Annotated in this window: 21 protein-coding genes and 1 pseudogene; 16 read left to right on the top strand and 6 right to left on the bottom strand. The window is 44.8% G+C overall.

The genetic code is table 11. The features are described 5' to 3' along the window. The first annotated feature begins 146 nt into the window (after positions 1-146). The 4 genes from AC3WQ3_RS20940 to AC3WQ3_RS20955 all read left to right on the top strand — a co-directional run bounded on the left by AC3WQ3_RS20940 (position 147) and on the right by AC3WQ3_RS20955 (position 4,822). On the top strand, positions 147-1,106 hold the full coding sequence (locus AC3WQ3_RS20940) for an ABC transporter permease (RefSeq protein ID WP_336781675.1): 960 nt from the start codon (positions 147-149) through the stop codon (positions 1,104-1,106). A 14-nt stretch (positions 1,107-1,120) separates the two neighbouring features. After that, entirely contained in the window at positions 1,121-2,059 is a 939-nt protein-coding gene (locus AC3WQ3_RS20945; RefSeq protein ID WP_492473395.1) for a carbohydrate ABC transporter permease, read from the top strand. 91 nt (positions 2,060-2,150) lie between these two features. Beyond that, the gene (locus AC3WQ3_RS20950) at positions 2,151-3,830 is read left to right on the top strand and encodes an ABC transporter substrate-binding protein (RefSeq protein ID WP_492473396.1); all 1,680 of its coding nucleotides are present in this window, start codon (positions 2,151-2,153) and stop codon (positions 3,828-3,830) included. Positions 3,831-3,859: 29 nt separating this feature from the next. After that, positions 3,860-4,822 (top strand): glycosyl hydrolase, encoded by a 963-nt coding sequence (locus tag AC3WQ3_RS20955; protein WP_492473398.1) that lies wholly within the window; start codon positions 3,860-3,862, stop codon positions 4,820-4,822. A 120-nt stretch (positions 4,823-4,942) separates the two neighbouring features. Here AC3WQ3_RS20955 and AC3WQ3_RS20960 read toward each other — a convergent pair whose 3' ends face one another. Further along, the gene (locus AC3WQ3_RS20960; RefSeq protein WP_492473400.1) at positions 4,943-5,992 is read right to left on the bottom strand and encodes a YeiH family protein; all 1,050 of its coding nucleotides are present in this window, start codon (positions 5,990-5,992) and stop codon (positions 4,943-4,945) included. A 153-nt stretch (positions 5,993-6,145) separates the two neighbouring features. On the opposite strand from AC3WQ3_RS20960, the gene AC3WQ3_RS20965 reads away from it, so the two are divergent. Next, the gene (locus tag AC3WQ3_RS20965; protein ID WP_492473401.1) at positions 6,146-7,039 is read left to right on the top strand and encodes a LysR substrate-binding domain-containing protein; all 894 of its coding nucleotides are present in this window, start codon (positions 6,146-6,148) and stop codon (positions 7,037-7,039) included. Positions 7,040-7,181: 142 nt separating this feature from the next. On the opposite strand, the gene AC3WQ3_RS20970 is transcribed toward AC3WQ3_RS20965, so the two are convergent. Then, positions 7,182-8,717: a carboxylesterase/lipase family protein gene (locus AC3WQ3_RS20970; RefSeq protein ID WP_492473402.1), complete on the bottom strand. Its 1,536-nt coding sequence runs from the start codon at positions 8,715-8,717 to the stop codon at positions 7,182-7,184. Between the two features lie 202 nt (positions 8,718-8,919). Between AC3WQ3_RS20970 and AC3WQ3_RS20975 the strand changes: the two genes are divergently transcribed. Continuing rightward, on the top strand, positions 8,920-9,735 hold the full coding sequence (locus AC3WQ3_RS20975; RefSeq protein WP_492473403.1) for a helix-turn-helix transcriptional regulator: 816 nt from the start codon (positions 8,920-8,922) through the stop codon (positions 9,733-9,735). 47 nt (positions 9,736-9,782) lie between these two features. Here the strand turns inward: AC3WQ3_RS20975 and AC3WQ3_RS20980 are convergent, their stop codons facing one another. Both AC3WQ3_RS20980 and AC3WQ3_RS20985 read right to left on the bottom strand, forming a co-directional pair. Continuing rightward, the gene (locus tag AC3WQ3_RS20980) at positions 9,783-9,986 is read right to left on the bottom strand and encodes a hypothetical protein (protein ID WP_095286840.1); all 204 of its coding nucleotides are present in this window, start codon (positions 9,984-9,986) and stop codon (positions 9,783-9,785) included. After that, positions 9,987-11,150 carry a glycoside hydrolase family 27 protein gene (locus tag AC3WQ3_RS20985; RefSeq protein WP_336781666.1) on the bottom strand — a complete coding sequence of 388 codons (1,164 nt, stop codon included), beginning with the start codon at positions 11,148-11,150 and terminating at the stop codon, positions 9,987-9,989. 355 nt (positions 11,151-11,505) lie between these two features. Between AC3WQ3_RS20985 and AC3WQ3_RS20990 the strand changes: the two genes are divergently transcribed. The 6 genes from AC3WQ3_RS20990 to AC3WQ3_RS21015 all read left to right on the top strand — a co-directional run bounded on the left by AC3WQ3_RS20990 (position 11,506) and on the right by AC3WQ3_RS21015 (position 17,563). After that, positions 11,506-13,437, top strand: a complete 1,932-nt coding sequence (locus AC3WQ3_RS20990; RefSeq protein WP_492473404.1) for a fructose-1,6-bisphosphatase — start codon at positions 11,506-11,508, stop codon at positions 13,435-13,437. Positions 13,438-13,657: 220 nt separating this feature from the next. After that, complete coding sequence (locus AC3WQ3_RS20995) at positions 13,658-13,846, top strand: hypothetical protein (protein ID WP_154894122.1); 189 nt, start codon at positions 13,658-13,660, stop codon at positions 13,844-13,846. Positions 13,847-13,935: 89 nt separating this feature from the next. After that, the gene (locus tag AC3WQ3_RS21000) at positions 13,936-14,856 is read left to right on the top strand and encodes a helix-turn-helix transcriptional regulator (protein ID WP_492473405.1); all 921 of its coding nucleotides are present in this window, start codon (positions 13,936-13,938) and stop codon (positions 14,854-14,856) included. Between the two features lie 23 nt (positions 14,857-14,879). Next, entirely contained in the window at positions 14,880-15,878 is a 999-nt protein-coding gene (locus AC3WQ3_RS21005; RefSeq protein ID WP_492473406.1) for a cysteine peptidase family C39 domain-containing protein, read from the top strand. Between the two features lie 18 nt (positions 15,879-15,896). Then, positions 15,897-16,913: a hypothetical protein gene (locus AC3WQ3_RS21010; protein ID WP_492473407.1), complete on the top strand. Its 1,017-nt coding sequence runs from the start codon at positions 15,897-15,899 to the stop codon at positions 16,911-16,913. A 281-nt stretch (positions 16,914-17,194) separates the two neighbouring features. After that, positions 17,195-17,563 (top strand): MarR family winged helix-turn-helix transcriptional regulator, encoded by a 369-nt coding sequence (locus tag AC3WQ3_RS21015; RefSeq protein WP_492473438.1) that lies wholly within the window; start codon positions 17,195-17,197, stop codon positions 17,561-17,563. A 213-nt stretch (positions 17,564-17,776) separates the two neighbouring features. Here the strand turns inward: AC3WQ3_RS21015 and AC3WQ3_RS21020 are convergent. Beyond that, positions 17,777-18,628, bottom strand: a pseudogene (locus AC3WQ3_RS21020) (aldo/keto reductase). A gap of 169 nt (positions 18,629-18,797) precedes the next feature. Between AC3WQ3_RS21020 and AC3WQ3_RS21025 the strand changes: the two are divergent. The 3 genes from AC3WQ3_RS21025 (at position 18,798) to AC3WQ3_RS21035 (ending at position 20,132) form a co-directional block, all read left to right on the top strand. After that, complete coding sequence (locus AC3WQ3_RS21025; protein ID WP_154894128.1) at positions 18,798-19,250, top strand: MerR family transcriptional regulator; 453 nt, start codon at positions 18,798-18,800, stop codon at positions 19,248-19,250. 234 nt (positions 19,251-19,484) lie between these two features. Beyond that, positions 19,485-19,706, top strand: a complete 222-nt coding sequence (locus AC3WQ3_RS21030) for a hypothetical protein (RefSeq protein ID WP_336781660.1) — start codon at positions 19,485-19,487, stop codon at positions 19,704-19,706. 279 nt (positions 19,707-19,985) lie between these two features. After that, positions 19,986-20,132 (top strand): hypothetical protein, encoded by a 147-nt coding sequence (locus tag AC3WQ3_RS21035; protein WP_164764185.1) that lies wholly within the window; start codon positions 19,986-19,988, stop codon positions 20,130-20,132. A gap of 204 nt (positions 20,133-20,336) precedes the next feature. Here the strand turns inward: AC3WQ3_RS21035 and AC3WQ3_RS21040 are convergent, their stop codons facing one another. After that, complete coding sequence (locus AC3WQ3_RS21040; protein WP_492473408.1) at positions 20,337-21,935, bottom strand: PucR family transcriptional regulator; 1,599 nt, start codon at positions 21,933-21,935, stop codon at positions 20,337-20,339. A gap of 273 nt (positions 21,936-22,208) precedes the next feature. Between AC3WQ3_RS21040 and AC3WQ3_RS21045 the strand changes: the two genes are divergently transcribed. Further along, complete coding sequence (locus tag AC3WQ3_RS21045) at positions 22,209-23,006, top strand: ABC transporter ATP-binding protein (protein ID WP_336781658.1); 798 nt, start codon at positions 22,209-22,211, stop codon at positions 23,004-23,006. Positions 23,007-23,026 lie beyond the last annotated feature (20 nt).

Raw genomic sequence — 23,026 nt, forward strand, 5'->3', positions numbered from 1 at the left:
GCAGAGGACTTTTATATATCACTTTATGAAAAAAATAATGAATTTGCTGAAAAGAGTATAGATTTTTGAATGAAATTGTAATGGATCTCTGATATGTTGCCAAAATTGTAATCGCTTTATGATGAGAGAAGAAAGGGGGGGATGAAATGAAAGCGATAACACAAGAGAAAAGGTTTCGTATGCATCAACAAAAAAAATCACAAAAGTGGAAAGTGTTCAAGAATCAAAAGTACTTGTACATGATGTCATTTCCATTTGTGATTTGGGTGTTTATTTTTCAGTATTTGCCTTTATGGGGCTGGACGATGGCATTTCAAAACTACAGACCGGGCAAAGGGTTTTTCGATCAGAAATGGGTTGGATTCGATCATTTTCAGGCACTTTTTCAGGATGAACACTTCTATCTGGTGTTAAGAAATACGCTGGCCATGAGCCTTATGGGACTGGTTGCAGGATTCGTGTTTCCAGTACTGTTCGCCGTGATTCTGAATGAGGTACGGGTTCAGTTTATGAAGCGTTTCGTACAAACGGTTTCTTACCTGCCTCACTTTGTGTCTTGGGTCGTGGCCGCCGGAATCGTCATTAAAATGCTGTCAACCGACGGAGGCGCAATAAACGATTTGCTCTTGGGGCTGAATTTGATAGACCAACCGATACAATTCATGGCCAAGGGGAATTTGTTCTGGGGAATAGTGACCGGAGCGGATGTTTGGAAGGAGACGGGTTGGAACGCCATTATCTATTTGGCGGCCATTTCGGGAATTGGACCTGAACTGTATGAGGCAGCGAGAGTCGACGGAGCCAGTCGATTAAGACAAATATGGCATATTACACTCCCGGGCATCAGACCAACCATTATCGTACTGTTTATTATGTCGATTGGCCATCTCGTTGGAATCGGATTTGAAAAACAATTTTTGCTTGGCAATCACATGGTCAGTGATTATTCCGAAGTATTGGATCTGTATGCGTTGAATTATGGTTTATCCATGGGGAGATATTCCTTCGGTACCGCTATAAGTATCTTCAACTCGGTAATTAGCGTGATTTTGCTGTTCGTCGTGAATGGCCTCTTCAAAAAATTCGCTAACGAGAGCATTATGTAAGAGGAGGAACAGACATGGAAGCATCCCAGCAGACACCTTCTTCTGTCAAACGCAAACGACCGAAGATTGGCGCAAAATCTCCCCAAGACTTGATATTCGACATCTTTGTTTATGTATTCATAGGAATTGTCACTATTGCGACTCTTTATCCTTTTTTGAATGTACTTGCTATTTCGTTCAACGACTCCGTGGATACGGTTCGGGGTGGAATCTCTATTTTTCCTAGACAATTCACTCTGGAAAATTATAAGCTCATCTTTAGTTATGAAGGGTTGATCACCGGCTTTAAAATATCGATTCTTCGAACGCTTATAGGGACACTCGCTGGTCTTGTAAGCGGATCAATGGTTGCTTACACACTGGCTCGGAGAGAATTTCAGGGAAGACGCTTTGTTTCCGTATTTCTGGCGATTACCATGTATGTGTCCGGCGGGTTGATTCCTGGTTTTATCCTTATTAAGAATCTGGATCTGATTAATACATTCGCGGTGTATATTTTGCCCGGACTCGTAAGCGCCTTCAATATATTTATCATCCGTTCGTTTATTGATGGTATCCCTTATGCGCTGCAAGAATCAGCCAAGCTTGATGGGGCTAATGATTTCACCATTTACTGGCGTGTCATACTCCCGCTTACCAAGCCTGCACTTGCAACCGTAGCCCTGTTCCTTGCTGTGGGGCAATGGAATTCTTGGTTTGATACGTACCTTTATAATGGGTCTAATGATTCCCTGACAACATTGCAGTATGAGCTTATGAAAGTGCTTCAAAGTACAACTACGAATTCAAACAATATACGCGGGGAAAACATGTCCCAATTGATGTCCCAGGTGTCTCCTGACGCTGTGAAAATGGCGATTACCATCATCGCAACCGTGCCTATTCTCATTGTTTATCCTTTCTTGCAGAAGTACTTTGTTAAAGGCATGACGCTGGGTGCTGTTAAAAGCTAATGAGACACTGAAACGTCAATGACTTTGTATTCAAGCGATATGTTATTGGCCTCTTCACCTTAAATAATCTGAATCATGGGGAGTGTTTGTTTTGAAAAAGCGAACCCGAAAAACAACGGCAGCCATACTTTCAGCGGGTCTGTTACTTAGTCAACTCGCAGCCTGCAGTGGAAGCAGTGGAGGGGAATCAGCCGCTGGAAACGGATCGGATCCGATCACGCTTACTTACTTTTCAGAGGATGGGAGTCCTAACTGGAACAATATGAAGGACCGCATAGGAAAAGTCATTACAGAGAAAACAGGCGTCGTATTGGATGCTGAATTCGCAGTGGGCGACCCTGTGCAAAAGGTATCGATCATGGCTGCCACCGGGGAAGTCCCCGATCTTATAGCTGCAAAGGCTGATCTGGGCAAGCTCGTGGATGTAGGAGCAGTCCTTGACCTAACTGACTTAATTGATGAACATGCGCCCAATATTAAAAAAATGCTTGGCGATAAAATCGTCCGTGCCAAGTACAGTTTAGAGGATCAGGCCATCTATGCGATTCCAACCTGGTCTGCCATCGAAGAACGAAAGTTCAAAGCCGACGGTGGTTTCCAGCTGCAGCACCGTGTGGTGAAGGAAGCCGGCTATCCCGAAATCCGTACAGTAAAAGACTATGAAAAGGTCATTACAGACTATTTGGCTAAACACCCAACAGATGAAAACGGCAACAAAAATATCGGACTCACCATTAATGCGGATGACTGGCATATGTATCAGGTGACGAACATGGGATTCTTTACGACAGGCGCGCCGGATGATGGTGAATACTATGTGGACCAAGAAACATTCGATGTAACCTATCATTTCCGTCGTCCGGAGGAGAGAGAATACTTCCGCTGGTTGAACCATATGAATGATATCGGTTTACTGGATAAGGAAAGCTTTGTGCAAAAGACGGATCAGTTCAAATCAAAAGTGTCATCCGGTCGTGTGCTTGGTCTGATCGACCCTGCATGGGATTATGGCGATGCTCAACAAGCACTGAAAGCTGCGGGCAAATTTGACCAGACTTATGGTCATTATCCAGTAACGTTGTCTGAGGAGTATAAGGATACAAATTTCTGGTCCGCTGGTTTTGATGGGGGATATGGAATAGCGATTTCCAGTGAATGCAAAGATCCGGTAGCTGCCATCAAATTCTTGGATTACCTCGCTTCAGAAGAAGGTCAGATTCTAATGAACTGGGGGATCGAGGGACAAGACTATGTTGTCGAGAACGGAAAAAGAATTGTACCAAAGGAAGTTCAAGAAAAGATGGACCGTGAAGGTAGCGCCTACATGAAGGAATCCGGTCTTGGCCTGTATTGGAACCTTTCGGTTCATTATGGGGATGGCATTGAGGACTCAACAGGCAATTACTTTACGAAAACGAACAGTGATCTTCTGACAGCGACCTATAGTGGACCCGAAAAAGAAGCCCTGGCTGCTTACAAAGTCGAGCACTGGAGAGATCTATTCCCGAAAGAAGAGGAGTTTCCTGAAAGGAAGGCCGGTGCGGTATACAATATTGCACTGCCAAGTGATAGTCAGGCAACAATTCTAATGGCCAAAATGAAGGATATCACTTGGAAACGAATTCCTGAGGCAGTTATGGCCAAACCGGAAAATTTCGATAAAGTCTGGGATGAGTACATGGCAGAATTGGAAAAAGCAGGAGTAGAAGAGATGGAAGAGGCTTTTGGTCAGTATGTGAAAGATCGCGTTAAACTATGGAGTGGCCAATAACCCTTCCATGATCAGAAAGGCAGGCAAAGATGAAAACGATACCTTGCAATCCTAATGCATCGGAAGAAGTACGGTCAGTGCTCAACTATTTGAGCGAGATTCAAGGAAAGGGCATCATTACAGGACAGCATACACAAACCATGGCGCAAGAGGAATTGAACTACGTTAATCAGGTTACAGGGAAATGGCCTGCGCTATGCGGATTTGAGCTCCTCGGTTATTCTCCAAACATCAATTATGACGATAGTGGTGAAGAGTGTTTGCTGGAAGTTGCTGAAAATCAGGATACACTGCAAAAGGCCTGGGAGTGGACGGAGAAAAAAAGAGGACTGCTTACATTTACATGGCATTGGTTTTCTCCTCTTGGTGGACGGGACAAAAGTTTTTATACAGAACATACAGATTATGATGTGAGAAAAGCCATTGTAGAGGGGACCCAAGAACACAAAGCCTTGTTGTCCGACATGGACCATATGGCCGATATTCTCCGGGAATTTCGTGATAAACGCATCCCTATCTTGTGGAGGCCCTTTCATGAAGCGGAAGGCACCTGGTTTTGGTGGGGGAGTCAAGGTCCGGCTATCGCGAAAGAGTTGTACCGTATCATGTATAAGCGATATACGTATGATCATGGTTTGAATCATTTGATTTGGGTTTGGAATTCACCTTTAGTTGAAGGTTATGTCGGAGATGACGTGGTTGACATTATTTCCAGGGATATGTATCCCCCGGCCCATCAACATACCGATTTACGTGAGGAGTATGAGGAACTGATTGGCGTCACATGCACCCCCAAATTGGCTGCCATCGGGGAGATTGGACCCATACCGAGCATCAGAAACTTATCCGAGTCGCGTATTCCATGGTTATGGTTTATGACGTGGTCCCGTGATTTTGGGCAGACGGAGAAGTTTACGACCAATAATGAGTTACGCAGCGCATATCATTGTGACTATGCCATTACACTGGATAAACTGCCAAAGCTTTATTGATATTGCTAGGCAAGAAAATTTTCATGAATAGCCGCTATATTAGCGGCTTTTTTCAGTTATCGTAGTAAAGTTAGTCCAGCTTAGGGGTTCTATAGTGGGATAGATGGCAAACTATTTTCATCAGCCAAGATGAAATAGCTTTAAAAATACATATCCGATGAGGGAAAGAACGATGGAGCCAATAAAGCCGGCTGCAAAAGCTTTTAGGCCCAATCGCCGAAACGTAACTGTATCTACACTTAGGCCCAGACCAGCCATGGCCATAGCAATCAGCATATAAGCCGCAAGAATGATTAGATTCGTCAAACCTGAAGGAATAACCTGCAGCGTATTCAGAGCACTCATCATGAGGAATCCGAAGATAAACCAAGGGATCGGGAGGGATTTCAGGCTTCTTTTATTCAACTTGCTGTTTCCGGAGTTTTTGGAGCGATCCAAGCGATCCGTCCAGAATCCAATCAAGATAGCGACCGGCACAAGCATGGCTACACGCGTTAATTTAACAATAACAGCCAGGTCAACAGCATCTGGGCCCACAGGTTCTGCAGCTGCAATCACATGTGCGATTTCGTGCAATGTAGCTCCTGAAAACACGCCGTATTCGGATGCAGACAAGTGTAGAAATGGATATAGAAGGGTGTAAACCATCGTAAAGATTGTTCCCAGAATAGCTACAGTAGCTGCACCGATGGCGGTTTCTTCGTCTCTGGCTTTGATCTGAGGTGCAATGGCTACAACTGCTGCAGCTCCGCATATCGCTGTTCCACATGCAGTTAATAACCCTAAACGTCTCTCCACGTTGAAGAATTTTGCAATGCCGTACACAACAAAAATGGTTATGGTAATGTTCAGAAAGGCAATCAAGGCAACCTTGGGCCCCGCATGAAGAATATCCTTCAAATTCAGCCGCATGCCAAGCAAAATGATTCCATATCGAAGAAGCTTTTTAGCTGAAAAGGAAATTCCGCTCACCATATGATCAGGTACATTCCTGACCGCTCTCCAGATCATGCCGAACAAAATAGCAAGTACAAGCTGGCCCATGATGTGCAAAAAAGGTAAGCTGGCTGCATATTTGGCAGCAAGGGCAAGCATTAGAGTAAGCCCAATTCCCAGCACAAACCCTTGTTTATTCTTTTTTTCTTGCAGCAAGACAGAAGTTGAATTCATGGATATCACGTCCGATTTCTTTATTTCTTGTTCACTTGTAACTATAATTAGTTATGATTGAAAAGAGAAATACCGGAATGAAATGCTGATCATAACGAATCATAATGATTGAAATGATATTTGGGGCTAAATACTATCAGGGAGATGCATTATATGATCGTGGAAAGCTTGAAAGTGTACATAACTGTAGTGGAACAGCGCAATTTTTCTAGAGCGGCAGAACTATTGCATTTATCGCAACCCGGTGTTAGCTTACACATTCGTAAATTAGAAAAGGAATTTGATGTAAAGTTAATGCATCGTTCGCCCAAATGGGTGAAACTGACGGAGGCTGGGGAGCTGCTATATGTACGTGCCAAGGAAATGGTGAATCTATACGAGTCGGCGAAATTGGATATTGCCAGATTACAGGATAATGTTAGCGGCTCATTGCAGATTGGGGCTAGTTTTACGATTGGAGAATATGTTTTACCTCGCCTGTTTTCGTCATTTGCCAGGCAATACCCTGAAGTGGCCATGGAAGTATTCATCGGAAATTCATCTCAAGTTGTTGAAGCTATTCGAAGTAATCATATGGATTTTGGTTTGATTGAAGAGGACATTGAGGCCCAAGATCTGAACGTGACACCATTCATGAAGGACGAATTGATTATTGTGGCAGCGGAAGGATATCCTCTTCACACTTCGGTGAATGCGGATCTGGAACAATTGCAAGATCAAGTGTGGATACTTCGCGAGATGGGTTCAGGAACCAGATCGTCTAGTGATCGATTTCTGGCTCAGACGGGACTCCGGGTAAACCGTTCATACGTGTTCAACAGCAGTCAGGGCGTCAAAGAAGCGGTGTTCTCTGGATTAGGCATCGCCATGTTGTCCCGCTGGGTTGTAAAAAGGGAGTTATCCGCTGGCATGTTGAAGGAAATCACCATTCCAGATATCCACATCGAACGAAACTTTTCCTTAGTTCGCCGGATAGGTCATATTCCTACCCGAGCAAACGAGGTTTTCGCGGAAAGACTGCTGAAACTGGATGGTCATTTTATCTGATCTAAATCATTAACAGGGTAACTCCCTATATTAGGCAGCATTTGGTGAGGAGCCGAACCAAGTAACGACAGGCGAGATAACGTAAAGAGCCGTGCATACTTGCATGGCTCTTCATTGTCTGATTCATGTAAAAGTATAAATGTTACACAACGGGCTCACTCTGCTTTTTGAAATAGTGTTCAATGACCATTTCAAGAACAGGCCCAGGCTCTGCACGCTGTAACTGGGACGTATCACCGAATTCCATGCGGTAAGGCTGCTCGGTACTGCTTGGAATCCAATAGGGCAAGGGTTTGCCCGTGGAATCCAGACCATTGGGATCACCTGTCGCGATAAAATTGGACAGATAATTACACATCTGGCGTGCCAAGTCATAATGTTTACCGACAAAAGGCCGCCAGCATTTGGCGAGCGTTTCGAAGAAAAACCACAGATCAACGGAATGGAACGTGCCTGGCTGATCCCAGCCCGGAATCTCCGCGTCGAAATTATAATAATAGAGCGGTGTCTCGGAAGGATGACCACTATTGGAGCGGATCACAAGTTGAATCGCATGCTCAATCATGCGGATCAATGCCTGCTGCAATACATGATCGAGATCTTCAGTATCGGCTCCACAGCGCTGCAAAAAGGCGGGAGCATCCTCGCCAAACAGTTCAGTCGCCATTTGCTTCAGTTCCTCCATACTGCTTACCGCAGGCTGGGTCCAAAACTCGGAAGAGGTATGCCCAAGCATAACGGGAACGAGTTCGCGCTTATGCTGCATGAAACGAATGAACGGATCATCCGTACAGAACTGATCATCGATGACTGTTCCCCAGAAGCTTTGATATTCCAGGATTTTATCCCGCAACGTGACGGCGTCCAGCTGTCTGGCTTCATCTAAACTGGATACGCCCAGAAAACGGAAAAAATCAACGCCCTTCTGCTCGGCATCCCGCAGTGTGCCGCGGACAGATGGTACGCGCACATTGGGATACAGTTCGGTCGCAATTCCACTCATGATGACAGCTCGCTGGAACAGGCCTTTGTTCTGCGGGGAAGTCATCTGACTTAGCACACTGCCACCGCCTGCAGATTGTCCACCAATGGTTATCTGATCCGGATCACCGCCGAAGGCAGCGATGTTACGCTTCACCCAGGCCGTACCTGCCTGTTGATCCAGATGTCCAAAGTTCGCAGGTGCTTGTGGTGATTCAGCGCTAATCTCGGGGTGGCACAGGAAACCAAACGCATTCAGACGGTAATTGACGGTAACCACGACAATGCCTCTGCGGGCAATGCGCTCACCATCAAATTCCATTTCAGCAGTATGACCCACCTGAAGCCCACCACCAAAATACCAGACAAACACAGGCAGCTTCTCATCCGTTCGTTTGGCAGGTGTCCACACATTCAAATATAGACAATCCTCACTCATCGGCAGATCGGGATCAACAGACCACTCTCGTGTATAGATGTTATTATCGTCAATGACGGTCGGGGCCTGCATCGAGGTGGGGGCAAAATCAAAAGCTTGCAGCACCCCATCCCAATCGGATGCAGGTTGTGGTGCACGCCAGCGGTTTTGGCCTACCGGTGGGGCGGCAAATGGAATACCTTTAAAGCTGGTAACACGTGGGTCTGCGGCAGGCAGTCCCTGAACTTGGCCATTTTCTACCTGAACGATTCTAAGCAACACAACATTCTCCTCTCTGAATTGAGCATTTTTATTCATGTCGATCCAAGATGTTTGTGGTTGCGCTTACATATATCTGTTGGGTTATGAGACCACTATCTCGATCATAAGCAACTTGAAAGGTAGTTTCTAGCTTCAAAATAAATCAAAAACTCCACAAAATCATATATAATGACTGGTATCAAGAAGGGAGGAGCCGGATGTGGACTCATTATGGACAGACGGGAGCAGGGCGAGTCAGGTTTATTTTATAAGCGGCGCCCATAAACCCGTCAATCTTCACCAGTGGGGACCGGGCGTGCGTGACGTTTATGCGCTGCATTATATCATGCAAGGGCAGGGTACACTGGAAACCGGGGGCCAGCAATTTCGGCTGGGTGCCGGAGAGAGCTTTATTATTTTTCCGCAAAAAGAAATCTATTACTACCCCGATCCGGCCGACCCTTGGGAATACGTATGGATGGAGTTCGACGGACGAGACGCAGGACGACTTATAGAGTTGACACAGTTTTCGGTCCAGCATCCCGTACTGCCAGCTGCGCCGGAAACCTTGGAACCCTGGTTTCACCTGGCCTGGAATGCAGGGGCATCCCCCAGTGAAGTGTTAAGGGCGGATGCACGTTTACACCTGTTATTATCCTATTACATGGAGTACTTCCCACGCGTGACGCAGGAGGAAGCCAGAGATTATGTGTGGCTGTCGAGGACCTATATTGAGCAGAACTACTGGAAATCGACCTTGACGGTTGCGGAGATTGTACAGGCCGTGAATCTGGAGCGAAGCTACCTGTTCCGCAGGTTCAAAGAAGCTACAGGCGAATCCATCTCGGCGTATATCACAGCATGCCGTATCCGGCGCGCCTGTGAGCTGCTGAAGTCTTCCAGATTGTCGATTCAATCCATAGCCTATTCGGTTGGTTATAATGATCCGCTTTATTTTTCGAGAGTATTCAAAAAGGCAACATCGTATACACCATCAGCCTACATGCTGTTACATCAGAAACAAGCAGAACATTAAGGGAATACAGCCGGTACACTAACGCATAGACAGATTACATATTGCTTTTATCGAAAAAGCGCACAGTTCCCGGATTCACGGAAGTAACGAATCAGCTTCTCAATCGGATCCCGCCCGCAATTCAGCTTCACACCGAGACAGTCGATACAGAGGAATTGCTGAGCTGTGCGAGAGACCAGTTTGATATATATACCCACATCATCCGACGAGAGCGGAACCTGGCAAGTGGTGCACAGCCGGCTCTGTGCCATTTATTTCACCAATTTGGCTCGCACGACGAGACAATCATGGGCCCCAACCACCGGTGCATAACGCTCGCGGAATACACCCAGCTCCTTGTGTTCCCAGCAATCGTAGAGTGATAGGGAATAACCCGCAGCGTAAGGCAGCCCCATATCCCAGAATTGAAGGGACAGCTCGCGTTGACTGTCACTCAGGTTGAAGAATCCGATGGCAAGATCGCCGTCTGTCAGCACCTTCACCAGCATGAATACATCATCTGTATGGAACCATTGAGGCTCGGGTTTGATGCGATAGGCTCCGCGTGCCTCCGCATCCTGGTTGATGGCAAGCAGGTCCGGGTTCAACAAAATATCCTTGGTGGCCTGATTGGCTTTGCGGACATCACATCCAATCATGAGTGGTGATCCCATCATGGACCAGAGCGAGAAGTGGGTCTTGTACTCCGTGTCGTTACAGCCGCCAATGGTTCCAATAAAGTCATTGTTGCTTCCGCCGTACATACCTACGATGAGCATGTCCATATCATTATGGCAGAAGGAGCCGGTGTAGCTTTGTTTGCCGAGCTGAGACAGAGCCAGGTCCTTAACCGATTGCCAGTTGTCGCGAATGTCACCGGTGGAGCGATACATATGAGCCCCTGACTCACGAATCCACTCATACACGTTGTCCTCTCCCCAGTTGCAGGCAGAGAACAGGATATCCCGCCCGCAGTTTTTGAGTGCAAGGCTCATGCGCTTGTATAACAGTTCACCTGAGATATGGCGCGGCTTGAAACAGTAGTCATATTTTAAATAATCCACGCCCCACTCGGCGAATAACGCAGCATCCTGGAATTCATGCTCGAAGCTGCCTGGATAACCTGCACAAGTATGGGTACCAACGCAGGAATACATGCCAAATTTCAGACCTTTGTCGTGGATATAATCTGCAAGCGCCTTCATTCCACTCGGAAATTTAGCGGGGTCTGGGACCAGATTGCCATCTGCATTTCGTTCCTTCAGACTCCAGCAATCATCAATGACGATGTACTCGTATCCGGCGTCCAGATAACCCTCCGTTACAAACACATCGGCAACATCCCGAATCAACTGCTCATTGATGTCCCACGTGAAGGTATTCCATGAATTCCATCCTAGTGCAGGGGCAAACCCCATTAACGAATGATTGCTCATTATCTCGCTTCCTTCCTTATCCTGGTTTCATAAGTTATGAATAGCGTAAATACAATTCATATTTCAAAATAACTACAATGAACTTAAACGATAAATGTGAATTCAGCCATAGCTTGAGGTTGCTTCCATATGGACTGATGTTGTCCAGTAGGCTTGAATGAAGCAAATGCTAAGTACATTCATTTAATGAAATTTGTTGAACCATAAGAAACTGGAGTATAATGACCTTTGCGGATAGCCTTTAGAAGGAATTCCTTGTTTGGTAAAAAAACATATATAGAGTGGTTATAATTGCATTTGCAAAGATTGGACCCAACTATACATCACGATCATTCCTTGAAAGGGGACATCTGTTTTGGATGAGCAATTTTTAGATCTACTTGCTGAGAAATATGATACGGAAGAAAAAATCATAACAGAGATTATCAACCTTGAAGCGATCTCCAATCTTCCGAAGGGAACCGAGCATTTTGTCAGTGATTTGCACGGCGAGTTCCAGGCTTTTCAGCATGTACTACGAAACGGTTCAGGTACCGTGAAAGAGAAAATCAAAGAATTATTTCGTGAGATTTGGACAGAGCAGGAAATTAATGATTTTGCGGCGTTAGTATATTATCCGGAAGAAAAAATAAAGCTGGTTATAGGGGACCTGAGCAATAAACAGGCTTTGAACCAGTGGTACAGACAAACGATTGAAAACATGCTTAAGCTTGTCTCTTATGCCTCTTCCAAATATACACGCTCCAAATTGCGGAAAGCTCTGCCGAAACAGTACGTATATATTATAGAAGAGCTTCTATACAAGACGGATACAACCAACAATAAGGATCCTTATTACGAGGAAATATATCGGCAGATTATATCCTTGGGTCAGGCGGACAATCTCATTATCGGCCTTGCTTATACGACCCAGCGTCTGGTGGTTGACCACCTTCATGTGGTTGGCGATATTTATGACCGTGGGCCAGACCCCGATAAAATTATGGATACGTTAATCAACTACCATTCTGTAGACATTCAGTGGGGAAACCATGATGTGCTCTGGATCGGCGCCTATGCAGGTTCTCTGGTCTGCCTTGCGAATATTATCCGGATCTGCGCGAGATACGACAATCTGGACATCATCGAAGATGTATACGGAATCAATCTTCGCCCACTGTTAAACCTGGCGGAGAAATACTATGAAGATAATCCACCTTTCAGACCTAAGCTGCAGGGCGGCCATAATGTATCGGAGCAGGAAATTCTGCAGATCACCAAGATTCACCAAGCCATTGCCATGATTCAATTTAAGCTTGAAATCCCGATTATCAAAAGACGCCCAGACTTTAATATGTCTGAAAGACTTCTGCTGGAGCAGATCGATTACGACAACAATGAAATCAACATCTGCGGAAAAACGTACCAGCTGGAAAACACCTGTTTTGCAACCGTAGATCCGCAGAACCCTGAACAATTGCTGGAGGAAGAACGCCAGGTGATGGAGAAGCTGTTGTTCTCCGTTCAGCATTCCGAGAAGCTGGCCAGGCATATGAATTTCCTTATGAAAAAGGGCAGCCTTTATTTAAAATACAATGGGAATTTGTTAATCCACGGCTGTATTCCTTTGGATGAAGAAGGAAATATGGAAGAAATGCAGATTGAACACAAGACGTATGCGGGTCGCCAGCTGCTCGATGTTTTTGAGGATAACTTACGTTACGCCTTTGCGCATCCGGAAGAGACAGATGATCTGGCGACGGATATGGTATGGTACATCTGGACAGGGGAATGTTCCTCACTCTTTGGCAAGAGGGAAATGACCACTTTTGAACGGTACTTTATCCAAGATAAGGATGCGCATAAGGAGAGAAAGAACCCATACTACCATTTACGTGAAAAGGAAGAGATCTGTCGAAAGATCCTGCAGGAGTTTGGTTTGAATCCGGATCATGGACATATCATTAACGGACACACGCCAGTGAAAGAAATTCGTGGAGAGAGCCCTGTAAAAGCAAATGGAAAAATGGTCGTCATTGACGGTGGTTTTTCCAAAGCTTATCAATCCACAACGGGCATCGCGGGATATACCTTGCTGTATAATTCCTTCGGCATGCAGCTCGTCGCCCATCAGAAATTTAATTCAAAAGAAGATGTGCTCTGTAACGGAACGGATGTATTATCTATAAAAAGACTGGTGGACAAAGAACTGGCGCGGAAACTGGTGAGAGAAACCAATATCGGGGAGAAGCTGCTGCAGAAAATCTCCAATTTAACGGATTTACTGGAATATCGCTCTATGAAATGAACTATTGCTAAACGTACTCACACGGATCCAACCGTTTGAATGCAAAATTGAAGTAGACGCTCGTATTGGGCAGGGAAGTCATCATACCCTACCTGTGCGAGCTTTTCTTTTTTATAGATCGATCTGATTTCAATACGAACTGCTGCGACATTCTATGTCGTACCATGACCTCTATAATAACGGTGAACACACAAACTACATCGAAAAGAGGTTCACACCATTGGCAAAAACCAAAAGAGGACGCGTCTTGTGGAGTATTCCTTCCAGGGGGCGGGGAACATGTCCGGTATGCAGCAGCACACGTATAAAACTGTTGTATTCGCAAACGAAAACAGATGGGACAAGTCTGAAAGTATGCAAGAAATGTTCCAAAGCTGTGCAATCCAGAGTGGATAGAGCAACCGTATAACGTAGCAGGCCTGTTCTTCGGAGCGGGCCATTCGTTTGGTATAATGGGTTTACGTTTAGCACAATGTGGAATCAATGGGGGCCTGTAAAATGAGTAATATGCATCGGATTCACTGGTTTGACGAGCAGATTCGAAGCGGACGTTTTCCGAACAGCAGCTGTCTTGCCCGTGAATTTGAAATATCCCGGCGTCAGGCACAGCGCGATATTGAATATATGGCGATTTCATTACGTGCCCCTTTACTATATCTTGCGAAATATAGAGGGTATTGTTATGAGGACCAGACCTATCGTTTACCCCATTTATATATGACAGAAGAAGAACAGAGCGTCCTTAAGTATTTGGCTCATCGTTATCGGCATTTTAATCACGAACAATCTGATGTGGTAAAGCGTGTGGCGCATCTGTTAGAGCGATTTACGGCTGAAGAGCAACAGATATTGAGCCGACCACTACCCACATTCGCTGCATCGCCGAAGCTTCTTCAGCATTTTGAATTATTATCCCATGCCATAACAGAATCACTTAAAGTACATATGTATTACAGAGACTTTTCCGGAGAAAGGCAGTTTTCTTGGTGCCCATTGAAGATCATCTCCCAGTACAATGCTGATTACGTTATTGGCTATGAAACGGATCCTGTACAGCAAAGTGCCCTACGTCTGGAGGGTATCGTTCATGTCCGATTGACGGATGAAACATTCGAGTGTAAATCAGACAAGCAGCTCAGTGGATGGGAAGAACCCTTACCTGTTCGAAAACCATTTGTAGCTGAGATTCGTCTGAAAGAAGTACAGCAAACAGAGCAGTGGCAGGGGTACCCCATTCGGGACAAACAGGATCAGATCCACGCTATTGAATTTTATGACACAGAGGCTTTCATGCAGCAATTATTTATAAGTGACTGGGAGGAATTAATATCTCCCGGGTGGCTAAGACGCAGGATGCAGAGCCATGCAGACGCAATACTTAACAGACTTCACAATTCAAATCATGCTCAAGTGAAGTAAAGACCATGGAGGGAGATCTTATCTTGGCCGAAGTACAGTTAAACAACCTGGTCGTAAAGCGAGAGTCTAAATCATTTGTGGATAGTCTGCATGCTATATTGACCCATACAGGTCAGTTTCAAGGTGCAAAGCATTTGCTCTCCGGGTATACGGGAATGGCTTTTAAACTTTCGGTGCATCGCAGGCTTCTTCCCATGTCGATAACGGCGTATGGACAATGGGGAGAAGCACACCGCCCCGGAATTGACAACCTGGGAATATTCACAATCTGGGATGGAGGTCGTACACGCCATTCTACATTCGATTATTATCAGCTAGATGCAGTGCAATGGGTAAAGCGAAGTCTGGACGAGGGAAAAGGAGTAATCTATTGGATTCCGGAGTTCGGGGTTATCCATGGATATGATGACGAAGATTGTATCTTTTATTTACAAGATGGGTCGAGTAAGGAGCCTCAGATTTTGCTATATGACAATTTCGGGCTAAACTTCACAGGTTTCTGGTATTGTCAGATCTTTGGTGAGCAGATTCCAATACCCAAACAGGATATGTTGTTGGAATCCTTACGACTTGCTATCGAGGATTGGGATATCCCTTATCGACTATTACCAGATCAAAACATCGCTTCTGGCCGATTGGCATATGACGTATGGGTGCAAGCTCTACGAAGTGGAGATTATGATCCATCAGGGGCAACTTATCTTTTAGAATCTTATTGTCAGTCTCGAAATGAAATTCGAATGTACCTGCAGGATATGCAAGGAATATGGGATGAGCTGGACCAAGCTTATTCATGTTATGACCAGCTTGGAACGTTAATTCACCAGATGAGGGGATTCATGATTCAGCAGGAGGACAAATGGACTCTGGAGCTGGATGCAGCGGAAAAACTGGCACAAGTTCTAATGGAAGCGAAAGGACTAGAAGAGCAAGCGGTCCATTTTTTTCGCATGATATCCGTAAATTTCCCTGATCGTAAGCGCTCTACTGTACCACGATGGGGAGCACACTCAGCAAGATAGACAGAGGGAGGAAGGATAATGGCAAAACAAGTTTATCTGGACCTGATTCAAGCCAAACAAGCCCAGTATTCTAAGGATCCAAACATTATAAGTAGCAGCATGGGCTCCTATGCAGATGTGATGCACCGCATTTTAATACATAAGAAGTGGACAGAATTCCCGCGTCACATGATTGCGGGTATGACAGCAACTGTATTTCGATTGGTCGTAGATCGGCGTCTGACCGAAGAATCCATCTCAGCCTACAACTGGATGGCAGAAAACTTTGTAGCTGCTGATTTTATTGGAGTAACGGCCAGTCAGTCAGCAGGGTTTTCATTTGCAGCGACGTTTCCTTTGTATCAAAAACAGGCATTGGTGGACATTAAGACATCCATTGATCGGGGTGTGGGGGCCATAGTATGGCATGACCAATTTGTTATTGCTGCCGGGTATGATGATGTGGAGCAAGTTTTGCTCATCTGTAACTGCGAAGGACATGACGTTACTCGTTTGCCTTACGATTCTTTTGGGCGAAATAGTACGCCTTATTGGTATTATCAGGTGCTTGAATCCTGTAGAGCGGTAGATGTATGGGAGGTCTGCAAGGAATCGTTGATTCAGGCCGTCTACAAATGGGAAATCCATGATTACATGCTGCCACCTCAAGATTACGCCTGCGGATCTGCTGCATATTCTGTCATTGCTTCAGCACTGGAAACAAGCGTTTATGATCCGAAGCAAGCTGCTGCAGTCCTCCGATATTATTGCAAATCAAGAGAGAATATTGCCTCCTATGTTGCAGGTCTTGGATACCTCTCTGAACAGATGGTTCAGGTCATAAAAGAATATACATCCTTGTCGGATCTTTATTTGGAGATCATTGGTTGGGTTGATCAGTCCAATTTATGGGATGTAAAAGAACCGGGGTGTGTTCAGTCTGTAATAGCGCTTCTCCATCAAGCGAGAGAAACGGAACAACGTGCCATTGATGCCATTAAGCAGGCCTTTCCCGAAACCATCGGCAATCGTTTTAAAGATGTTGGACTGAGATAGCTGTGTCATCATGCTGTGAATAAAAACCGAACCGAGCTCATTGAAGCTTGGGAGGTTTTTTTGCGTTTATCTGGGATCGTAGGTAATTGAATATGGAGGCTTTTTTTTAGTTATCAGTAACAAGAAATTTTGATCCTGAGCTTGGTCTGAAATTGACAAAAGTACATATAACAAGTAATATTTATATAAAGAATCTTAAAACTGAGATATATAAAATGGAGTGAGAAGCAATGAATAATTTCCGATATCAAGCATGTCTTCATTTCATTCAAATGTCAAAAATGATTCAGGACCAATTTCGGAGCGAGTTAAAGAAAGCAGACCTCAATTTCACGGAACTTTCCGTGTTAGTATCGCTTGAACATGAAGAGAAACAATCAATTCAACAAATTTCTCAACATGTTTCTTTGACTAGTGGTGCTTTGACGTATATCTTGGATAAATTGGAGAACAAAAAGCTGCTAGCTCGGATCCCTTGTCATTCGGATCGTCGAGTGATATTCGTACAACTATCGGATAAAGGCAGACACTTAATAGATTGTATACTTCCCAATCTGTATAATTTGGCTGATACTCAGTTCAATTCAATAACGATGGATGACGCTGATAAACTTGAAAAGTTGGTAACGAATATGGGGACCGTCAGTTAATACATCCAGCATATGGCTGAGATCGGTTTGGAACTTGCAGGGTGAAAACTTGTGGGATATACAACCTGAACCTCGAAACACAACAAGGTTATGTGGATGTAGAATGCTTCAATTACGAGTCCTGAAATAGTCTGCTTTTGCATCGGATGGTTAAGAAAAACAAAGAATGTTGATCTTTCAGATCAACATTCTTTTTGCACATAACAGTATGGTTTACAGATCAATTTTCCAGTTTCCCATCATCTTGGCGACTTCCGGATCGTGATACGATAAGAAAAGACTCTTCCGCGTATCAAGGGCCGTAATTTGTTCAATATCCTCGGTACTGAGCTCAAAATCGAAGATGTTGAAGTTTTCGACGATCCGCTCTTTTTTTACTGATTTCGGAATGACAACGATTCCACGCTGGACAAGCCAACGCAGCACGACCTGTGCGACAGACTTCCTGTGTTTTGCAGCAATGGATGTCAGCACTTCGTTGCCAAACATGTTATTAAGCCCTTCAGCGAATGGAGCCCACGACTGATGTTGAACTCCTTGTTCTTTCATAAAGGTGGCACTCTCGGTTTGATGATAGAACGGGTGAGTTTCGACCTGGTTAACAGCTGGCACGATCTCATTATGCACGATAAGGTCCATCAGTCGGTCGGGCAGGAAGTTGCTAACACCGATCGCCCTGATTTTACCTTCATGGTACAGTTCTTCCATGGCACGCCAAGCACCGTAGTAATCGCCGAACGGCTGGTGTATAAGATATAAATCGAGATAATCCAACTGCAGCTTATTTAAGGATTTGTTAAAAGCGAGCTTAGCGCTCTCATAACTGGCATCCTAGACCCAGAGCTTGGTCGTGATGAACAGCTCTTCACGAGGCACGCCACTGCGCTTGATCGCACGTCCGACCGCTTCCTCATTTAGATAACCGGATGCAGTGTCGATCAACCGATAACCAGCCATCAGCGCTTCATATACTGCATTCTCACATTCTTCAGCATCCGGAACTTGGTAAACACCAAAGCCGATAATCGGCATTTTTACCCCATTGTTTAATGTTACGGTTTGCATCGTAATTCCTCCTAATATTTAAATATCATGCAATGGCCCTAGATTTGAATTTGGGCCCCTCAACAGGGTTTACCTTCATGGTCGAGTTGCATTACAATGAGCCTATCACCTTCGTGTTACACGAAGGCAAGCATACTCTGGAATTTATATTTTTCAAGGAGGTCTTCTCATGCATACCGTTAAAGAGGCCGCGCAGATCACAGGACTCACCGAGCACGCTATTCGCTTTTATACAGATAAAGGCTTGGTTCCAAGTGTAAAGCGCAATCAGAATAATATTCGAATGTTTGACGAAGAATCAATCAACTGGTTACATGGCATCAAATGTCTCAAACAATCCGGAATGCCGATTGATATTATTAAAATGTATGTTGATTACTGTCTCGAAGGAGATTCAACTATCCCACAACGGTACACACTTATGATGGAGCATCGAGAAGCAGCTCTTGCTAAGTTTGAAGAAGCCAAACAGCACTTAGCACATTTGGAAGAAAAGACCACTTTATATCAAGCCATAATGGAGAACCGTTCCCTAGACACAACCAATCCCGCTAACTGGGATCGAATTAAACATATGCATGGAGACGTATTTTACGCATCCTCTGCTGGTGATCTACTATGAACAAAAACGCAGGTCAACGTGCAAGTGCGGAATCAAGTATAGACGCAAACATGAACGCCATTCTTAGCCAGTATGCTTTTAGCGAGCAGTCATCAGCCCATGAGTTGATAGAGTTTACGTTAAAATCACTGCGGATTTGATACCACTCGCTGGCTTCAAAGTTGTAAAATCCCGCAAAGCACTCGAGATGAAAACACAGGAATTGTTGATATCGTCATAGAAGAAAATGCTAAGATGCCAAAAAGAATCCTCAGCCCTTATTTTTACTATCGTTATGGTACAGAAGAACAATTTGAACAGGCGAGACAGCGATACGTTGCCAATCTAAGCGAAGCGCAGAAAAAGCAATATGATGATGCCGTCATGAAGTTCCAAGCGGATGGATGCAGTCCAATCAGGCTCGGAGAAGATTGGGCATATTTGTCGGTGGCCAAGGCGGAGGGGCGTGAAATATGAGTGTTTCTTCTCTCATTCTAGCCATATAGTTGTGCTGGAAGAGTCCAAATAACGGAGTTATAGTCTACAACTTTATTTTCCGTGCCTAATATTTTGTTTATCTAAACCTAGAAATAAATAACTTTACAATCATTTACAGTAGGTTATAATACAATCAACAAATGAGTTACTTCACAAGAAAAGCGCGAAATATTGTAATTCTTTTTCGCAATCATGTAGTCACCCTCGACTCGTCCATTTTGAGTTGCTTAATACATAATAGATACCGGAGGTATGATTATGGTCAAGAAGAAAATGTCCACAACTCTCAGCGCAGCTTTAATCGTTTCTATGCTTGCTGCTGGCGTGATCGTCGCGATCCAAGGTACCACAACGTTAGAGGTAGCGAAGACAGCAGGGGATAAAAAGGTTGAAGTTATTAAATGAATAAGCTAGGTGCGGCTCTAGTAGTCAATTAGGGAGTATTCGAAGCACCTGATGCGAAATTCAAGCGGAATCAAAAGACACCAGAGTGGCATCAGCTCAAGATAAAAGTGAACAAGTATAATGAAAATATCAACCTCAGCTCGGTAAACCTGCTGAGGTTTTTCTTTATTGGGTGGAACAGAGTGCGACGACAATTGCCCTTTTTTAAATTTGCCTCTCAGGCGACATCAAGTGCCTAAACATAAGTCCCAGCTTTAAGAGCAGCAGATGATCGGTATTCTTCAAATCCAGATTCAGCAGCCCCGAAATTTTCTCCAGCCTGTACAGCACGGTGTTGCGATGGATATATAGCTCACGTGCCGTTTCATTCACTTGCCCGTTGTTGGCGAAATAGGCTTCAAGTGTATGCATCATCTCGCTGGTGTATTCCTCTTCTTTGTTCAGCAGTGGACGGAATAAATAAGAGCAATACCGGAGCATAACCTCCTGTGGAATATGCTTAAAGAGATAAATAAACTCCAGGTCAGCAAACATGACAATCGGTTCGCTCAAACCAAGCTCTGTACTGATTCTCTCAGCCTCCCCGCACTCCCGGAAGCCGTCAATGAACTCCTTCATGCCCGTTCTCACTTTACTGATAAAACATGTCCTTGTTCCGTGGTCCCATGAATGCATCAAATCCGCATACAAACGTACCGAATTCTCATACTTCCTTCGATCCTTGGCCTCTTCTTCTAGAAGGGGGAAGAGTGAATATATGCGGTTCATCACATAAAAATGATGGGATTCCAAGGAGGACGTTTTGGGATGGTCCTGAAGTCTGTTCTGGATCTCCCTCAGTTTGCGCCTCTGACTTTCATGGTCCCAAGCATCCGCTCTTGTGGAAGATACCATGCATACGTAGGGCGTGCTCCAAAATGTGTTTCCCAATCCTTCGGCAAATTCGAGCACCGTTTTCAGAGAGGCGTTCCCTTTTAAGTAACGTTCCATGGCCATGCCAAGACGACTGCCTGCCGCAGCAGCCTCCTGATTCTGAATGACCTCCAGATGATAGGAAAGAATAACGGCAGCTTGGTGAAAAATGCCCTCCATTTCATGTGCTTCCAGCAGATTTTCAGTTTGTATCAGCAAGTAACCGTATGACTTTCCGTTTTTCAGCAGGGGGACCCGATACAACAGGTTGCTCGCCGACTTGTAAAACCGATTGTCCTGATTCCAGGGCCAATCGCTCAACAGCTCCATATCGGAACAGCGTGTCATATTATACAAGGTCTGTCCGTCAGAGGTAACGATGGCTAAAGGAACCCCTAAAATGCTTGTGATACTTTGAAAATAATTGGTGTACTCATCCGCCTGCATCGCAAAATCAACCAGCTTCTTCTGTGTTTCAAGCAATTCATTCAGCCGGCGGGTATCCCGTTGGAACTCGGATTGGTAGAGAGCGGTGATCTGCTCGGAGAAGGTAAACTCAAAAGGCAGCTCAATTAGGGGCAAGCCCAGCCGATCGGCTTCCAACAGGGCTATCTCTGGTATTTCCGCCCAGTATCGACCAAGCTTGATGCCAAGCCCGGAGGCCCCTCGTTCATTCAGCTTTTGCAGCAAATTAACAAATTCCTCAGGTGAATCCCTAATCGCATAAGCTGTAGTCAACAAGAGCTCTCCTTCTTTCATCCAGTTGATCACATCCGGCGCATCCATCAAATTGATGGAGCTAATCGTTCGAGAAATTCCTTTTTTACCAGCTGCCAACTTCCCTTCCGATAACGGGTATACCGCCAACGCATCTTCTATAGTTAAATGCATGTCAATCCATCCTCCTAAACGATACATATCTGAATCAGGTACCGGACACCACGTAACTTTTTAAGCAATTATATAGGGTCTTGTCGAATTCCTGCAATCCCTTTTGTTATATACATGTCATATAAAGTGACCAAAAACATAGATTATTCTGTTTTTGAACCAACGTAAAGCGTATACCATTAGATAAAAAACCAAAATTGTGTCAGGAATATTTACACGAATATTTTTTGGCTATATGATAGGACACAACTTCAAAGAGAAGAGGGGATTCAGATGCAGCTCACCCAAAATCAACAGGCAGCGGCCCATAAGGACAGTCGTTCCATGCTTGTAATCGATGATGTCGGCAAAATCTACCCCAATGGCACTGTAGCTGTGCAGCATGCGAATCTGCATGTGGGGGAAGGAGAATTTCTATGTTTTGTCGGTCCTTCCGGTTGCGGGAAATCTACCATTTTCAATATGATTGCCGGTTTGACGGAACCGACCTCCGGTCATCTGACCGTGCTGGGTACTTCCCCAAAGGAAGCACGTAAACAGAATGAAATTGCCTTTGTATTTCAGGAGCATACCCTGCTCCCGTGGGCCAAGCTGATTGATAATGTCACCATGCCTCTTACTTTGCGTGGTGTATCCAAAAAGGAGCGAATTACCGAAGGGGAACGGGTACTAGAGCTGGTAGGCCTGAAGGATTATATGAAGGTGCTGCCCCGTGAGTTGTCAGGCGGAATGAAGATGAGAGTATCTATTGCACGAGCGTTGATATCCCGTCCCAAGTTGCTGTTAATGGACGAACCGTTTGGCGCCCTTGATGAAATTACCAGGCAGACGCTGCAGAATGAACTGCTAAATATTTGGGAACAGGACAAGAAGATGTCGGTTCTGTTCATTACGCATAACGTGTTCGAAAGTGTATTCCTATCAACAAAAGTCGTAGTGATGACGCCTCGTCCCGGTAAAATTTCGGATTTCATTGATATTCCGTTTGCCTATCCGAGGGATGATGAATTCCGGACCCAGCCTGAATTCGGTGAATATGTACGCAGCGTGTCCAATGTACTGAATCATTGATAGCCAGAAATGAGAGGAGA

Source organism: Paenibacillus sp. FW104-T2 (genome assembly GCF_058789975.1).

Excerpts from the sequence above, each read along its gene's own strand:
- AC3WQ3_RS21030 (WP_336781660.1), top strand. The coding sequence starts at position 19,485 with ATGCCAAAAAGAATCCTCAGCCCTTATTTTTACTATCGTTATGGTACA.
- AC3WQ3_RS21025 (WP_154894128.1), top strand. The coding sequence starts at position 18,798 with ATGCATACCGTTAAAGAGGCCGCGCAGATCACAGGACTCACCGAGCAC.
- AC3WQ3_RS21035 (WP_164764185.1), top strand. The coding sequence starts at position 19,986 with ATGGTCAAGAAGAAAATGTCCACAACTCTCAGCGCAGCTTTAATCGTT.
- AC3WQ3_RS21015 (WP_492473438.1), top strand. The coding sequence starts at position 17,195 with ATGATTCAGGACCAATTTCGGAGCGAGTTAAAGAAAGCAGACCTCAAT.
- AC3WQ3_RS20980 (WP_095286840.1), bottom strand. The coding sequence starts at position 9,986 with ATGGCACAGAGCCGGCTGTGCACCACTTGCCAGGTTCCGCTCTCGTCG.
- AC3WQ3_RS21010 (WP_492473407.1), top strand. The coding sequence starts at position 15,897 with ATGGCAAAACAAGTTTATCTGGACCTGATTCAAGCCAAACAAGCCCAG.
- AC3WQ3_RS21045 (WP_336781658.1), top strand. The coding sequence starts at position 22,209 with ATGCAGCTCACCCAAAATCAACAGGCAGCGGCCCATAAGGACAGTCGT.
- AC3WQ3_RS20945 (WP_492473395.1), top strand. The coding sequence starts at position 1,121 with ATGGAAGCATCCCAGCAGACACCTTCTTCTGTCAAACGCAAACGACCG.
- AC3WQ3_RS20985 (WP_336781666.1), bottom strand. The coding sequence starts at position 11,150 with ATGAGCAATCATTCGTTAATGGGGTTTGCCCCTGCACTAGGATGGAAT.
- AC3WQ3_RS20965 (WP_492473401.1), top strand. The coding sequence starts at position 6,146 with ATGATCGTGGAAAGCTTGAAAGTGTACATAACTGTAGTGGAACAGCGC.
- AC3WQ3_RS20955 (WP_492473398.1), top strand. The coding sequence starts at position 3,860 with ATGAAAACGATACCTTGCAATCCTAATGCATCGGAAGAAGTACGGTCA.
- AC3WQ3_RS20940 (WP_336781675.1), top strand. The coding sequence starts at position 147 with ATGAAAGCGATAACACAAGAGAAAAGGTTTCGTATGCATCAACAAAAA.
- AC3WQ3_RS21000 (WP_492473405.1), top strand. The coding sequence starts at position 13,936 with ATGAGTAATATGCATCGGATTCACTGGTTTGACGAGCAGATTCGAAGC.
- AC3WQ3_RS21040 (WP_492473408.1), bottom strand. The coding sequence starts at position 21,935 with ATGCATTTAACTATAGAAGATGCGTTGGCGGTATACCCGTTATCGGAA.
- AC3WQ3_RS20960 (WP_492473400.1), bottom strand. The coding sequence starts at position 5,992 with ATGAATTCAACTTCTGTCTTGCTGCAAGAAAAAAAGAATAAACAAGGG.